Raw genomic sequence first — 15375 nt, forward strand, 5'->3', positions numbered from 1 at the left:
GGAGTCCTCCTTAGTACGAGAGGACCGGGAGGAACGCACCGCTGGTGTACCAGTTATCGTGCCAACGGTAAACGCTGGGTAGCCAAGTGCGGAGCGGATAACCGCTGAAAGCATCTAAGTGGGAAGCCCACCTCAAGATGAGTGCTCTCACCACTTTAAGTGGGTAAGGTCACGGGCAGAACACCCGTTCTTAGGCGGTAGGTGGAAGTGCAGCAATGTATGTAGCCGAGCCGTGCTAACAGACCGAGGGCTTGACCTCAAAAATCATTTGGTTTCGCGTTACTTGCAGTCTTCAGGGTTTCTGACCCAACAATTTTTCCTGGTGTCTATTGCGCGGTGGAACCACACTGAACCCTTCCCGAACTCAGAGGTGAAACGCTGCTGCGGCCACGATAGTTTAGGGGTAGCCCTACGCAAAAATAGCTCGATGCCAGGTTTTTAATCCTATACCAAAACCCCCTAGCTCTAATCAGAGTTTGGGGGTTTTGTTTTGCTTAGTCCTTGGAGGTTTTTGTTTATCTTGAATTTGGGTAAATCATTTAGCTAAACTCGAGCAGCTAAATTACTGGACTTTGGACTAAAACCCACCTTCCGCATCCCTAAGTGTCACAAACGGAAATTACTGAGAAAAAAAAGGTACGTAAGAATAAAAACAGACATCTGAAAGCAAAAAAGATATTTGAGCTACCATGAATCACCAAAAATGCCATCAAAACTTATTCTCAATAAGCAGCAATAACAATTGATGGCAGATAGATTCGGATGAGATAAATAAATGAAGATGTTAAAAGCTGAAATCATAAATTAGAATAATGAATTGAAGTAAATAAACTAGATTTTTGACACAGGAAATTAGAGCTATAAATCAAAACGATTAGCTCATGTAAACGGCTATACTAAATTAATAGAGAGGAAAATTATGTGATTAATTGATAATAGCGGAGACAATCATCTGGTAAAAGATTCAGGATAAAATCCCTATCTTGAGTCAAATTAGAAACGTGTTTTTCGTCTTGATTGCATCTGCCTCACAAGCAAATTTATCTTGTGATAACTTTTTTAACTCCTGAATAGCTTTTGACTCTGCCTTGATAATTTTTTGGGAGAGTTTACGCAGGTCTGATTCTCTTCTATCTTGGCTTTGTACTACCAACCATCTTTGTTCTATTTCTCCATAAGTAACTGTTTTTGAAACAAATCTATATCCTGGCAAATTACTATCGATAAATTCCAATTCTGGTAATGTTGATATTAGTGATTGTGCGGTTTTGATACTTAATGGCACTCGACATAACCAGCGTAATTCCGACATCAATTTCAGATTTGATTCTGTATATAAGGCGCAGTCTGCAACTATGAGACTGTTAACTTGTAATTGTTTTTGATACTCAACTGCTATTTTTCCGAAACATGATGAGTCCGATTGGTTTCCTGATGCTAATCCCCATCTCCTGAACATATTAGTTCTATGATAAATTGTTTTAAATCTGGTCTATGATCTCTTGAATAACCGTAAGTGATGGTAATTTCTTTTGGTGATTTTACCGTTAACTCTTCTAGGTCTTGGGTATTTCTTGATTCTTGATTCTCAAATATCACTTCTGGTAAGCTGGTATTGTATTCCCCATGCACGTGCATTGAGGATGAATCTAGATGTGATGTTGACAGTGATACATTAAATTTTTTGGCTGCTTTTAATGCGATGATAAAAAATATTGTATCCAGTCCTTTTATAAATAGTTTATCCATGACTCTCCCCAATTTATCATCATTGAGATATTCTGGTTTTACTCCTGCTCCTATTAAATGTTCACAAGCTATTGTTTCAAAATATTTTGGAAACATATATAGAGGTTTGGATACAAATCCTAGTCCGTTCAATATCATAGCTTTAACTACATGACCTGGACTGACTTTTTCTCCTTTCTCTTCACCTATTAATTCATTAATTATTTCTACCAATTCCTATCGCGTCTATTTATTCCTGCTACTATTCCTAAATGGTCTATGTTCTGAATTTAAATGTCTTCCCGCATTCAACATTACAACACCATTCTCCACAACTTCTGTTGCAATTCTCTCATTTATGTTTTTGTTATCAATTATTTTTAACTATGAAGTTTTCTCTTGCTTCTGTCTTCATCACACAACTTTCTCTTCTCGCTAAATCACCAGACTTAATACTACTTATTCTCATTAAGTCTGTTAAATTTTGAATCTAACTTAGTTCCTGTGTACTACTCTGTCCACTTTTTGTTGATGTGTGACAGTTGGGGTGCGGAAGGTGGGCTAAAAGGCTAGAGAAAAGCAGTCAGTGTTACTGCTGACTGCCGTCAAAATAACCAACTATTTCCCCAAACCATCTCACCATTGTCCCTAGACTTTTCGGAAAAGATGAACGAGCATCATACATCCAGTCTAATAATTGAGTGATGCTATCTCCCCAAGATTTAGTTGTGTCATCTGGCGAAATTGTTCTTTAAGTGCGTGCATTTTAGCGAGATTAGGCGAAATTTCTAGCACAGACTGTAATTTCAATTTTTGCTTTTCATTTAAAGAGTCTTCGTTTTTTAGTAAGCTATATTTACTCTTGTTTAATGCTTCCAATCTTTTGGCTTTTTCTGATTCATCATCTAACGACATTGCGGCTTTTTTCTCGTTTTTACGCATAGTATCTAACTCCTCAGTAATTTGTTTCATCACATGAAATCTGTCAGCAGTTATGTTGGCATTTGGCATTAATTCTTCTACTAATTTTTTATAAGGTGACCAGAGATCAATACTCACTTCTTCTATTTCATTAAGTACATCAATTCTCCAACCGACAAGGACTTTACGAATATCTTCTATTCTTCTCGACTGCACTATCTCAATTGGTTTATGACTATCTAAATCTACTAATACTGCTAGATAATTTCCCTGACCTTTCACCAAGGCAATTTCATCTATTCCTAACCTTTTTATCTGACTTAAATTAATATTTAATATCTGTGACGCTTGGTTTTTTAACATTGATTCTACTTCTTCATCACTTAAGCCATTTCTTTGGGCAACACTATGAATATTACTATTTAATACTTGTTGAACTATGTCGGACGCTAATCTTTTAGTATATCCTTTACTTTTATCTACAAAATTTAGTTGTTCGCTAAATACTTTTTTACACTTATGACATTTAAATTGGCGGCAATTTATTTTTAAGAGTACTGGTTTTTTATTCCACGGCAAATCATGGATCATGATAAATTAGGTAGAGTAATGGATAAGTTATTTATTAAAGGTTTAACTGAGATATTTTTAACGATTACTATAAATGTAATACAACAATTTAATATTAGTTTAAAATCGTCACATTTAGACTCAACTTCACTACATTTACATGGTGAATACAACACTAGTTTACCAGATGTAATTATTCATAATAATTCATCAAATGGCCAAATCAAATCCCCACAAGCTATTGAAATTACTCATGGTTATTCTCGTGACCATAGACCCGATTTAAAACAATTTATTATAGACTTAATATCATCATCTGATGGAGATATACCAATATTTTTAAAATCTGCATCTGGAAATCAATCCGATTGTTCAAGTTTTGCTAACATATTTTTAGAATACAAAGAACAAATGCAAAAACCAGAAATAAAAAATGAAGATAGTTTAATGGTTGCAGATGCGGCTTTGTATAACGCAAAAAATATTAGTTCATTATTTGGAACGAGATGGTTATGTAGAGTCCCTATGACTATAGGACTGGCAAAAGAACTAGTATCAACATTATTATCAACTAATTTTATTAGTAGTTCTTTAACCGGATATTATTATTCTGTAGTTAAAAGTAATTATGGTGGAGTTGAACAAAGATGGTTGGTTATAGAAAGCACTGAAAGAAAGGAATCTGATTTACGAAAATTAGAAAAAAGAATATCTAAGTCAAAAACTAGTGCATTAGATTATCTGAAAAAACTACTTAACTCAAAATTTAATTCTCGTGACTGTGCTATCAAAGCCGTGGACAATTTCAAGAAAAAGTTCAAGTACCATCAAATTGATAACATCGATTATTTAGAGAAAGAATCAAAAGATAAAAAACTTTTTTATCAAGTAAATGCTTCATTGTCTGAGAATATACATGCTATTAAAATAGCTTATCAAGGGGCTGGACGTTTCATACTTGCTACAAACATTTTAGATGAAAAATCTCTTAGTAATGATGATATGCTTTCCGAATACAAGGCACAGCAAAGCTGTGAGCGGGGATTTGGATTTCTCAAAGACCCCTTATTTTTTGCAGATAGTATTTTTCTGAAATCTCCAGAAAGAATTGAAGCTATGGCTATGATAATGGGATTATGCCTATTAGTTTATACTTTAGCTCAAAGACAAATAAGAAAAGCTTTATCGGCATCTGAATCTACTATTAAAAATCAGCTTGGTAAATCTATAAATAATCCGACTATGCGATGGATATTTCAACGCTTTCAATCTATACATTTAGTAAAATTTGATAATGAAATATCAATATCTAATTTGAATTTGGAAACAGAATATATTCTGAGTTTTTTGCCAGAGAATTGTCGTTATTATTATAAATGTTAATCAGGCTGTATCTACAATCTATTTGTCATAGAGACTATTAATTAAAATTCATAGTCACAAATTGTAATCACTTTTAATTTGTATATCATAAACTAGACATAGATATTAGTTTAACATTCATAAATTTTTATCTATTAATTAAACGTCAATACTTATTGCTTCTTATTGAGAATAAAATATTATTTAGGATAAGTAAATAATATGAGTATACGAGCCAGGGAAGTATTTTTTTACTCTCATTGTCGAGAAAATATTCAGTAAAAACCCCTTTGTGACAGTTAGGGTGCGGAATGTGGGATTGAAGTTTAGAAAAACCCAATGCTATGTGTAATTCACAGGGTCTGCCATTAGCTACCAAATCATTACAGAAAGAAATGAGGGTTCCTGAGATATTTCGTAGCCAAGACAAGGCGCTGAGTTTGTGATTAAGATGCCCCTGAACTAGGATATATCAGCATAATTCGTCGTTTTCTTAGCTAAATACTTCTACTTCTTGTGGAACCTTCATTTGGTCGAGAATTCCCCAGATTTCTTGTAGCATCGTCTCTAACCCAGTGCGAGTAACTGCTGAAATCACAAAAACCGGGGAGTAGGAAAGATGATTAAGTTGGGTGGCTAGCGCCTCCAAATCGACCGTTTCCCGATCAACTGCATCAATTTTGTTCAGCGCCAAAATTTGTGGACGTTCTGCTAAACCCCGTCCATAAGCTTGTAATTCTTCCTTGATTGTGTTGTAATCTCTCAGCACATTATCACTGGTAGCATCAATTAGGTGAAGTAGCACTCGCGTGCGCTCAATGTGACGCAAGAAATCATGTCCCAGCCCAGCCCCATGAGCTGCTCCCTCAATTAGTCCGGGAATGTCGGCGAAAACAGTGCCATCGCCAGTAGGTTTACGCACTACACCCAAATTTGGGATGAGGGTAGTGAAGGGGTAGTCTGCGATTTTGGGACGTGCTGCTGATAAAGATGAAATTAAAGTGGATTTACCAGCATTTGGTAAGCCAATAATTCCCACTTCTGCCAAAAGTTTTAACTCTAGACGTAGCTGCTTTATTTCTCCTGGTAATCCTGGAAGGGCATATTCTGGGGCGCGGTTACGGTTACTCAAGAAATGCTGATTCCTAGTCCACCTTTACCACCTTGGGCAATCAGCAAAGTCTGCTTAGGTTCAGTTAAATCCCCTAGTAATTCGCCAGTTTCAGCATCATAAATAGTTGTACCGCAGGGGACTTCGATAATTAAATCCTTTCCTCCTGCTCCAGTGCAGTTACTTGGCCCACCACGAGTCCCTTTTTCTGCCTGAAAGCGATGGTTGTATCTGAAATCCAGCAAGGTTTGTAGGTTTTCATCAGCAACGAAAAATACCGAACCGCCTTTTCCTCCATTACCACCAGAAGGGCCACCAGTCGGCACGTACTTCTCTCGCCGGAAGGCGACAATACCATCGCCACCCTTACCGGCTTCAACTTCAATTTTTGCTTGGTCGATAAATTGCATACTTAAATAATAATGAGAAGTGAGCAGTTAAAAATTATAACTCCTCACTCCTAACTCTAACTAAATATATGGTGAAACATCTTCACCACATTTATCTGCCAGATAAGAAAGGGCACGGAAACGTAAGCCCACGAGTTGCTCATACAACGGGTTAATTTTACACATCGGCGGGATGTGGACAATCTTGCGTCCAAATAGGGTGACATCCCGCTCAAAGGGACATTGGGAGGGAATCATTTTACACAAAAAGCGGGCTACTCTTGGGTCTTGGATATCTAGCCCATCCAGCCAGTCCCGCAAGGGATGTAGTGCATCAATTTGACGCTTTGTAAGCCCAGTGCTGGCGATAGTGGGGGTGATTTGATCTGGGTGTTCCAGGGTGTGGCGAAGGGCTTCTAATAAATTCTCTGGCTGTTCTAAGGCTTGGCAGAACTGATGCAGAACCTCATCTTCGCTGGGAGAATAAGTACCATCTGCGATCGCTACCATTATCGCTGTCCTTAAGAAATTTTCCGCGCCTGGTGTACCTTTACCCAACACTGCGGCTAATTCTTCTGGCGTAATTACCTCTAGTGAATCCCATTGAATCTTAGGAGCTAATTCATTTTTGGTGATGCTGGCAATTAATTCCTGTTCTTGGGCATCAAAATTACCATCTGCCCAAGCAATGGTGAGCAGCCCACGCAACCAAGCGGCAATCTGTTCGCTGCTGTAGGGGGATTGAACGGTACTTGTCATAAACTCACGTCTCAAGCTTTCCTCAGTCACTACTAAGCTACCCTACCCAGGGGCTATGAAGATAGTGGGGGCAACGGAGAAAAATCATCAAAGTAGGTAGGCGTAGCCATCGCCGCCTCAAGAAATAAACCAGAAAAGTTTTCAAATCACAAAAGCCTGTCTTGGGGTAAAATCCATTTGAGGCTAATATTGAGAATTTTTCTACTTAAATTAAAAAAGAGGTTCATCTTTATTGTGGAGGTATTCATGAATAAAACTAAGTTAACCTGGGTGTCATTCAGAAACACTCCTAATTTCCTCTGGGCTGGAGCTTATAAGCTTCAGACACAGATCCAATTACACTAGATCCTAAATTATCTGAGATTCTTGCAGCCATAGACTACTAATTTGATAAACTTGCTATTGCTAAATCTTCTCAGATAGGCTGTTGGTTAAGAGGAACTATCCTCGACAACTGGGTACGCACCTACCTCAATCAACATTCCCCAAGGTTTTGTTATCGAGATTGGCGCACGAGTGGATAACAGCAAGGTTTGCTAGCTTGACATAGATTTACCGGATGTCATGATTACAGCGCTTCCGGCTATTATGCAATATAGTTTTCTCCTTGGCCCTCTCCTATCATCGCTTTCAGCTTTTAGAATGTACCTCATAGCTGCCGGAAGTGCTGTGTGCGGCGACAATTTGTTTGTAAGTATGCAAACCTGCCAGCTAAATATAGCCGACGTTTTTCTCTAATGAATCGTTTAGTGATGTTATTTCCTCCTTTGTAGGATTCCTATCGCTTGGCATTAGTTAAATTAAGTTAACTCTAAGAAATTAAGGTATACATAATGTTTTTATTTGGGATTGAGCATGAAGTCGCTTTTCTAAACAAAGAAGGGAAGTTTGCTGATTTTTCTCACACAAAATTTGCTGATTTAAATCAAATTATTGAAAAGCTACCTACGTACCCTAGTGACTATCCTCAACTACGCGTTGGCGATGCGGGTATTAAGATGAAGAGGTGGTATATTGAGGGATTTGAAAGATTTGCGGATTCCGATGAGGTGATAGACTGTCATGTTAAAGGTATTGAAATTAGAACAACTATACATTCTAATATTCAAGGCGCTATTACTGAATTGTCAGAAAGTTTTAAGTTGCTACGTAAAGTTGCTGCTAACTTTGGGTTATCACCGGTTTTAGTTAGTTTCAATCCTTACAATCCAGCTTTTGAGCCTCAACCCCCATTAAACCATTATGAAATCAAACAGCTAGAGGCTTATCCTGACGAACAAACTGCTAATATTCACATGGTATCTTATGGGCCAGATTTAAATATTTCAGTAGTAGATTTGCCTACTGAAGATGTAATTGATATTGGGAAAAAGTTAACTTATTATAGTCCCTACATAGTCCCTTTTAGTTATAGTTCTCCTTTTTATAACGGAGGTTTATGGGATGGTTTATCTGTACGAACGTTTATTAGAACCGGAAAAAGACCAGCCGCCTTGGTTTTTATTCAGAAAGAAGAACAACTGATTAATAGCACACCTTCCTTAACAAAAATTGCCCGGATTCCGGCTGAAGTGGGACGCATCGAATTTAAGGCTTGTGATAGTTGTGATGATTTTTTAATCTATGCAGCTTTGCTGACATTATTGAAAGGTTTGGTATTAGATAAAACCTTGCTGGGTAGAGCAACTATACCTGATGCAGCATTACATCAACTTTCCGCAAAAGAAGCATTTGACAACGAAGATATTTTTGGGAATGCGACAAAAGTCTTGCAAGCAGCCGAAGTTGCTTTGGAAGATGATCAAGATATTCATTATTTGACACCATTAAAATTGCTGCTGGCGAAACGAAAAACAAGATCCCATGAATTAATACAAATGTTCCATCGCCTTAGTTCAATAGAAGATGTGATAAGGCTGACTTATAACTTTTAAAGAAAGTATTTATTTCCTCCTTTATTAAGGGGTTAAGGAGGACGAAGATATTTATATAATTTGGTACTTTACAAATAATATCAAATGTGCATTTAAATGAAAATTCTTTGATTGGATAAAGTCGAGCTAACTGAACATAATAAATAAAATAGTAGAGTCATTAACCTACCCAGACTAAATCAAGTCGATATACCTAGAGACTGATTTTATTGCAACTAAAGATATAGGAAATTTCATTCTACAGATTGATGCAGACGTTAGCATTTTAAAAGTAAAAATATAAACAGGGAATCTGAAGAGAAGAATTTAATTTTGAAATGTAATGATTTTGCAAAAGAATTAAAGTGGTATTTGCTTATTATCCCTTACTAATTCTATGCAGAAATACAAAGAACAAAGACAATCTCTTCGTCAGGTTCTTTTATCAAGAACTTTTAGATAGAAGCGAAGCTTGCCAGTTTTATTATTGCTCAAATTGCTAAATAAAGGTATAAGCTTCCCTCTTTTAATGAAAGTTCTGCGTTGTAAAAGCTGTTATCGAGGACTTCCAATGAAGATTATTGCTTCTGTTTTATCTATTTTCCGTCCGGTACGTTTTCTAATTGTGGCTTTTACTTGTGCCCTAGTATTGTTCTCTAATGCTTTTCCTGCTTTTGCGATCGATAGCTACCAAAGTGACCCGACTGAAGGTACTACACAACTGCTTGATATTCAGGCTAAAACTGATGAAGCAGGTAAAGCACCACCAATAGGATTGAGAAAGACTCAAAAAGAGACTAACGAAGGGCTAAATGAGGTTCAGGGAGCTGCTGATATTGACAAACAGAAGCGTCCAGAAAATTCCCAGGCTTCAACATCTGTGGAAGAAAATATAAAGAATGTGTTGGAGAAAGTTACAGGTAAGTAACAGATTTAATACTTTAGTAGTTTTTCGATAGTAATGGGTGATTGCATCAAAGCAGTGACCCATTGCTGCTTTTTAATGTGACGTTCACATCATAACTTACTTAAATTAAATATTTAAATTTAAAAATTAAATATACAAATATGTTCATCCGTATTAAGGAATAGGTGTAACTATGTCATCTGATAATTAATTTAAACTCAGAATGTCTCCTTTGGTTGATGTGGATTAGATGGAAAATTTGGGAAATTAATAGATAACTTTGCTTAGGAATGGAAAACAATGCGTTCGATAAACATTGGTTTGACCGAAGAACAGCGTCAAGGTGTAATTAATCTGTTGAATCAAGATTTGGCAGATGCCTATCTACTGTTGGTGAAAACCAAAAAGTATCACTGGGATGTCGTTGGCCCTCAGTTCCGCTCTTTGCACCAGCTTTGGGAAGAACACTACCAAAAACTGACTCTAAATATTGATGCCTTAGCAGAGCGGATTCGTACTTTGGGTGGTTTTCCAGTTGGAACATTGGAGGGATTTCTTAAGATTGCTACCCTCAAGGAGCATGCTGGAAATGTGCCCACAGCAACGGGAATGGTATCTAATCTAGTGGATGATCACGAGCAGGTTATTCGTAACTTAAGAGAACATGTAGATCAGTCCGGTGAGCAGTTCCACGATCAAGGAACTGCTGACTTTTTGACTGGACTTATGGAACAGCATGAGGAAATGGCTTGGATGCTGCGTTCATTTATTGAAGGAGAAGCACTGGGCCCAGATGGTAGACAGCCAGCAGAAAATGCTAAGACTCCTGTAGGCGTGTAGTTCTAAGGTTTGAATTTAGGGTGGCTGTATGTGAAACCAGTTGAGGGAAGATTGATTACTCATTAATAACTCAACACACTTCAGTTAGTGATATTTTGCACTGAAAAATCCTCCCAACCCCTTTAAAAAGCTTGCTCTGATTCCCTCCTTTTTTAGGAGGGTTAGGGAGGATTAAGCCCATAAACCAAACTTATTACCTTGTAACTGGTGTCAAAGGATTAATCTCGTTGCATCTACCTAATTCGCCATATTCATTGCAAAAATAACATAATACAAGGAGTATTTAAGCAAGTGCCAGAAGTATATAAAGCAGAACGTACTATATCTGCTGTATTCAAAGAACAGAAGCAAATTGATGATGTAATTCGGCGTTTATTAGACAGGGGTGTGCCGAGAGATCATATTTCGGTTATGGGCAGAAACTTCCAGTCAGAAACGAGAATTGCTGGCTTTATTAGTAAAAAAGATGTGATTCTCGGAGGTTTGCGAACAGGAGCAGTTTTTGGTTCCCTGTTTGGTTCCTTTCTGAGCTTGCTTACGGGTGTAGGCGTACTGTTTATTCCTTTTGTCGGCCCAATTGTGGCAGCAGGGCCTATTGGTGCAGTGCTATTGGGGGCTGCTAGCGGAGCGATCGCAGGTAGTGCAGGTGCGGGTCTAGTATCGGTTCTAACTACTTTAGGAATGCCAGAAGATAAAGCGGCTATCTATCAAACCCGCTTACAAGCCGGCGAGTTTTTAGTGATGGCAGAAGTTCCTAGCGATCGCACTGGCGAATTTCAATTGCTACTCGAAAGTGCTGGTGGCGAAGAAATTCACACAATTGAAAAAACCTTTGCTCGCCCTTGTCCTGGACAGTGCAACAGCCCACAAGACTTGTCTCCTGAGGTTCGCGCTCATCTTTCTGAAGAAGCTCAACGCACATTTATTGAGCGCTATAACACTGTCTTTAATGAGAAAAATGACGAGTTCACGGCTGAACAAGCTGCCTGGGAGTCTGTTCATCAGCAATATGATGAAGATGAAAACGGTGTCTGGTCAAAAGCCAAGGTTAAAGCTTAAGGATTTCCAAAAAATAAATTATCCAATTTTATAGAGTGGGTAATCCTGCCAACTTTTAGTTAAGGGTGGTAACGTTCATCTGTATTTATAGCGGTTTCCACATGGGTAATACAAATTCACAAAAATCCTGATACATATAGATTTCTCGTAGGGGCATGGCCATGCCCCTACCACCGTATTTGTATCATTTGAGATTCGCTATATCTGCGGTTTTAAATCTTCATTAGGGCAATTTATAGCTACCAACACGTAGATTTAACTGACCTTGGCGCGGATTTTGGCTGAATATGAATGCGCCTTCTTCAGTTTCCCCACTAGATAAAAAGTCGATCTGTTGCTCTCCTGTTTCTGTAACTTTGCCGTTAATTAGTAACTCAGCCATAATTTGGACTGATTCGGCTGTGTCTCCTCCAGTATTCTCGACTTCAAAGGGAACATAAAATTGACCATCAACTTCCCGAATTGTTTGTTTTTTGGTAACAGAAAGGATGGGAGGTTGATTCTTTTCGTTCAGCCAAGTGTAGCCCACCAGACTCACAATGATTGCTACAATAAGTGAGGCGACGCTGAATGTTACCCACTCTGCAATAGAGCGTGATGGTTGTTCAGTTTTAGTCATATTGCTAACCTTCCAGCTGCACCGCCAATAGTTGCAGGTAATCCCAGCATTAATGTGTGATCTAACCACATTGTCCAAGGGTCACTAAAAGTTAATTTTTGAAAGAACCACAACATAAAAGCGCCTGCTAGCAGTGATACTAGATAGGACATAATAGTTTCGCTCGATGGGCGTTGGAAAATTCCCTTTTGCTGTCTTCGCTTTTGTTGGTCAGAAAAGCCTGCTTGAAATACAATGCCATAGGAAATGAGCAGAGATGTGGCGATCATTGCCAACTGCCAAGGTGGTGAGGCTGCGGCTGCAAGCATGGGAATTTCATCGGTTGGAGCAATGTTAAATGCAATTACAGTTGCACCAATCAGAGTTGCACCTAAATCGGCAAAAGTGGCGTGTAACTCATCCCCCTTATTCTTGGTTGCGTCGTTTAGCTGATTGGCAGCTTTTCCTTCTGTATTATTGTTTTCACTATCTCCCAATAACTGGTTTGCTAATGCTACACCGATGGCAAAGGGCACACTTTCAAAGATGATTTTACCTAAAGATTCCTTTAGGGAAGTTTCTAGGGTCAATTCTCGCAATAGTAACAGCACAAAGGCAGAACAAGCTAGTCCGATCGCGATCGCTTCTACGGTATCTATTGCGGCTTGATAAGTTAGCCTAGTATATCTGCGTTTCCGAAAGCCTTCTATCTGATTAAGCAAAAAAACCACAATAAACATCAATGCGATCGCCATCATCATCAGTTGTGGTTTGGCTCCTGATCCAATCCACCAAACCTCCATTGTATACAGTAAGGGTATGCCAAATAAAAAACCTCCACAAGCACCCCTAATGATGTCATTAATCTCACTCCTCCATATATTTTTTTGACGTTTTGTTGTCACTCCTGGACTTTCCTTTTGTTGAAAATTTGCTTTGACTTATACTCATTCTCTATGAAGATGCATATAGCAGTCCTAAATCCTTCGTGAAAAGTTAGATCTCCGGTTTTTCAAAGAAACCGGGGATCTGGACACTGCGAATTTATAATATTTTCATATTTTTCAAGGGGGGTGTTCTGTCGCACCCCGTATCTATCTTAAGATACATAATCTAGCAAATTCTTCTCTCGGTTGATGGAAGTCAAAAATAATACACAACTGTTAGTTTATGTAATAGCTGAATCAACTACAAGCTGGAAGTAAAAACCATGAGCGCCGAAAAAAGAGTAGAAGCTACTGTAAAGAATATTGAAGGGAAAATTCAAGAGGTTGTGGGTGAAATAACTGGCAATCCACAAGATAAAGCTGAAGGACAAACAAAGCAAGCCCAAGCCCAAGCTACTCACACTGTAGAAAACATTAAAGACGAACTTAAGAAAGCTTTAGATTAATTTAGTTTTTGCAGTGTAAATAGAAATAATAGTTCTGTCTAGGAAAGGATTTCAGAAAGCCCCGGCTTCTCTCGATAAAGGCATAACCAAAAGACAGTAGGGTAGCACAACTGTGCTACCCTACGAAATACCTACATTAAACACAATTAAAAACGGCTTGTTATCTATCGCTTAATTTTCATCCCGTCCGTGGATTTGAGCCGGTGGACTGGTTGCTTCAACAGCCGTGAATGGTTCCAGGATTTTGTATGTGTGGCTGGCTCCTTTGGGTACAACCCAAGAATTCCCAGGCTCTAGCAAAATCATTTGCCCTTCAATGTGCAATTCGGCACGACCATTAATTACATAACCAACTGTTTCATAGTCGCGCGAAGCTGGTTCTTTGTTTTCGTTTGGTTGTTCTTCTTCCCAAAGACGCATGGAAATAGATTTACCAGAAGCAAGATACTTCTGACCGAGTTTACCTTTAGGGGAATGGGTAGAATCTATTTTTTTAACGCTGGTATCGCTCATAATTACCTTACGGTTTGAGTACAACTTTGATGCAGTTATCTTTCTTGTGCTTAAAAATTTCGTAGCCGTGGGGCGCTTGTTCTAAAGGTAAGCTGTGAGTGATTATAAACGTTGGATCGATATCACCATTTTGGATGTGTTCTAACAAAGGTTTTAGATACTTGTGGACGTGTGTTTGTCCCATTTTCATGGTTAGACCCTTGTTCATCGCAGCACCCATTGGCACTTTGTCTATAAAGCCACCATATACACCCGGAATTGATACGTGACCACCTTTACGACAAGACACAATTACTTGTCGTAATGCCGTTGGACGGTCTGTTTCTAAACGTACTGCTTGCTTTACCTGGTCGTACATCGCCATAAAATCTGTGCCGTGTGCTTCCATTCCCACTGCATCTATGCAAGCGTCAGGGCCACGACCACCAGTCATTTCTTTGAGTGCTTCGCCTATGTCTACTTCTTCATAGTTGAGAACTTCAGCTTTGCCGTATTCTTTAGCCATTTGCAGACGTTCAGGAACGCGGTCAAAGGCAATTACCCGTTCCGCACCGAGCATATATGCGCTTCTGATGGCGAATTGTCCGACTGGGCCACAACCCCAAACAGCGACAATATCACCGGGTTTGATGTTGCAGTTCTCGGCTGCCATGTAGCCAGTGGGGAAAACATCTGTTAGAAATAGCACTTGCTCATCCGTTAAACCATCGGGGATTTTGAACAAGCCGACATCAGCAAAGGGTACTCGTGCATACTCTGCTTGACCACCAGCGTAACCGCCGAATAAATGAGAGTAGCCAAATAGACCTGCTGGCGAATGTCCCATTTGCTTTTCTACTAACCAAGCATTGGGGTTAGAGTTATCGCACAATGACCATAAATCCCGATTGCAGAAAAAGCAACCACCACAAGATATAGTAAAAGGAACAACGACGCGATCGCCTACGTTGACATTTTTAACTGCATTTCCAAGTTCTACCACTTCCCCATGAATTCATGACCAAGGATATCGCCCTTTTGCATCGTGGGAATGTAGCCGTCATAAAGATGCAAATCAGAACCACAAATTGCCGTAGATGTAATTTTAACAATGGCATCGCGTGGATTGAGAATTTTGGGGTCGGGAACTGTATCAACCCGCACATCGTTTGCTCCATGCCAGCAAACTGCTTTCATAATATTTAGTCCTTAGTTTATGATTTCTGGCTTGTTAATATCAAGATAAATATCTTGATTGGGTCTAATTTAGAGACGCGATAATTATCGCGTCCCAGTAACTGCACAAAGCTTATGCGACAATATATTTAGTCAA

At 38.8% G+C, this 15375-nt stretch carries 9 protein-coding genes, 2 rRNA genes and 5 pseudogenes (1 of these 16 running past the window's edge); 8 read left to right on the top strand and 8 right to left on the bottom strand.

All coding sequences use genetic code 11. The features are described 5' to 3' along the window. Window positions 1–259 (top strand): 23S ribosomal RNA (locus tag ANSO36C_RS19220) (it extends 2633 nt beyond the left edge of the window). Between the two features lie 59 nt (window positions 260–318). Beyond that, window positions 319–436: ribosomal RNA gene (rrf, locus tag ANSO36C_RS19225) — 5S ribosomal RNA — on the top strand. A 576-nt stretch (window positions 437–1012) separates the two neighbouring features. Here rrf and ANSO36C_RS35305 read toward each other — a convergent pair. Together ANSO36C_RS35305 and ANSO36C_RS19240 are read right to left on the bottom strand one after the other, a co-directional pair. Beyond that, window positions 1013–2018: pseudogene (locus tag ANSO36C_RS35305) on the bottom strand (IS1634 family transposase); the annotation flags it as partial. A 311-nt stretch (window positions 2019–2329) separates the two neighbouring features. Further along, window positions 2330–3240 (bottom strand): annotated as a pseudogene (locus tag ANSO36C_RS19240) (ISL3 family transposase); the annotation flags it as partial. On the opposite strand from ANSO36C_RS19240, the pseudogene ANSO36C_RS19245 reads away from it, so the two are divergent. Further along, window positions 3238–4602 (top strand): annotated as a pseudogene (locus ANSO36C_RS19245) (IS1634 family transposase); the annotation flags it as partial. The pseudogenes ANSO36C_RS19240 and ANSO36C_RS19245 overlap by 3 nt on opposite strands. Window positions 4603–5074: 472 nt before the next feature. On the opposite strand, the pseudogene obgE reads toward ANSO36C_RS19245, so the two are convergent. Beyond that, window positions 5075–6102: pseudogene (gene obgE, locus ANSO36C_RS19250) on the bottom strand (GTPase ObgE). A 60-nt stretch (window positions 6103–6162) separates the two neighbouring features. Beyond that, window positions 6163–6840 (bottom strand): Mo-dependent nitrogenase C-terminal domain-containing protein, encoded by a 678-nt coding sequence (locus tag ANSO36C_RS19255; RefSeq protein ID WP_251955826.1) that lies wholly within the window; start codon window positions 6838–6840, stop codon window positions 6163–6165. An 833-nt stretch (window positions 6841–7673) separates the two neighbouring features. On the opposite strand from ANSO36C_RS19255, the gene ANSO36C_RS19260 reads away from it, so the two are divergent. From ANSO36C_RS19260 to ANSO36C_RS19275, 4 genes are all read left to right on the top strand, one after another. Next, window positions 7674–8774 carry a glutamate--cysteine ligase gene (locus ANSO36C_RS19260; RefSeq protein ID WP_251955827.1) on the top strand — a complete coding sequence of 367 codons (1101 nt, stop codon included), beginning with the start codon at window positions 7674–7676 and terminating at the stop codon, window positions 8772–8774. 550 nt (window positions 8775–9324) lie between these two features. Continuing rightward, on the top strand, window positions 9325–9681 hold the full coding sequence (locus ANSO36C_RS19265) for a hypothetical protein (RefSeq protein ID WP_251955828.1): 357 nt from the start codon (window positions 9325–9327) through the stop codon (window positions 9679–9681). A 279-nt stretch (window positions 9682–9960) separates the two neighbouring features. Then, complete coding sequence (locus ANSO36C_RS19270; RefSeq protein WP_251955829.1) at window positions 9961–10500, top strand: Dps family protein; 540 nt, start codon at window positions 9961–9963, stop codon at window positions 10498–10500. Between the two features lie 291 nt (window positions 10501–10791). Beyond that, the gene (locus ANSO36C_RS19275) at window positions 10792–11559 is read left to right on the top strand and encodes a ChaB family protein (RefSeq protein WP_251955830.1); all 768 of its coding nucleotides are present in this window, start codon (window positions 10792–10794) and stop codon (window positions 11557–11559) included. A 223-nt stretch (window positions 11560–11782) separates the two neighbouring features. Here ANSO36C_RS19275 and ANSO36C_RS19280 read toward each other — a convergent pair whose 3' ends face one another. Both ANSO36C_RS19280 and ANSO36C_RS19285 read right to left on the bottom strand, forming a co-directional pair. After that, window positions 11783–12178, bottom strand: coding sequence for a TIGR02588 family protein (locus ANSO36C_RS19280; RefSeq protein ID WP_251955831.1), 396 nt, complete (start codon window positions 12176–12178; stop codon window positions 11783–11785). Further along, complete coding sequence (locus tag ANSO36C_RS19285) at window positions 12175–13062, bottom strand: TIGR02587 family membrane protein (protein WP_251955832.1); 888 nt, start codon at window positions 13060–13062, stop codon at window positions 12175–12177. Before ANSO36C_RS19285 ends, ANSO36C_RS19280 begins: the two co-directional genes overlap by 4 nt. Before the next feature lie 305 nt (window positions 13063–13367). On the opposite strand from ANSO36C_RS19285, the gene ANSO36C_RS19290 reads away from it, so the two are divergent. Beyond that, on the top strand, window positions 13368–13550 hold the full coding sequence (locus tag ANSO36C_RS19290; protein ID WP_190728582.1) for a CsbD family protein: 183 nt from the start codon (window positions 13368–13370) through the stop codon (window positions 13548–13550). Window positions 13551–13721: 171 nt separating this feature from the next. Here the strand turns inward: ANSO36C_RS19290 and ANSO36C_RS19295 are convergent, their stop codons facing one another. Together ANSO36C_RS19295 and ANSO36C_RS19300 are read right to left on the bottom strand one after the other, a co-directional pair. Next, a complete protein-coding gene (locus ANSO36C_RS19295; protein WP_251955833.1) occupies window positions 13722–14063 on the bottom strand; it encodes a cupin domain-containing protein in 342 nt (113 codons plus the stop codon). Between the two features lie 7 nt (window positions 14064–14070). After that, window positions 14071–15239: pseudogene (locus ANSO36C_RS19300) on the bottom strand (zinc-dependent alcohol dehydrogenase). Between the last annotated feature and the right edge of the window lie 136 nt (window positions 15240–15375).

This window comes from Nostoc cf. commune SO-36 (genome assembly GCF_023734775.1).
In the GTDB taxonomy this organism is placed as follows: domain Bacteria; phylum Cyanobacteriota; class Cyanobacteriia; order Cyanobacteriales; family Nostocaceae; genus Nostoc; species Nostoc commune_A.

Excerpts from the sequence above, each read along its gene's own strand:
- ANSO36C_RS19255 (WP_251955826.1), bottom strand. The coding sequence starts at position 6,840 with ATGACAAGTACCGTTCAATCCCCCTACAGCAGCGAACAGATTGCCGCT.
- ANSO36C_RS19260 (WP_251955827.1), top strand. The coding sequence starts at position 7,674 with ATGTTTTTATTTGGGATTGAGCATGAAGTCGCTTTTCTAAACAAAGAA.
- ANSO36C_RS19265 (WP_251955828.1), top strand. The coding sequence starts at position 9,325 with ATGAAGATTATTGCTTCTGTTTTATCTATTTTCCGTCCGGTACGTTTT.
- ANSO36C_RS19270 (WP_251955829.1), top strand. The coding sequence starts at position 9,961 with ATGCGTTCGATAAACATTGGTTTGACCGAAGAACAGCGTCAAGGTGTA.
- ANSO36C_RS19280 (WP_251955831.1), bottom strand. The coding sequence starts at position 12,178 with ATGACTAAAACTGAACAACCATCACGCTCTATTGCAGAGTGGGTAACA.
- ANSO36C_RS19290 (WP_190728582.1), top strand. The coding sequence starts at position 13,368 with ATGAGCGCCGAAAAAAGAGTAGAAGCTACTGTAAAGAATATTGAAGGG.
- ANSO36C_RS19295 (WP_251955833.1), bottom strand. The coding sequence starts at position 14,063 with ATGAGCGATACCAGCGTTAAAAAAATAGATTCTACCCATTCCCCTAAA.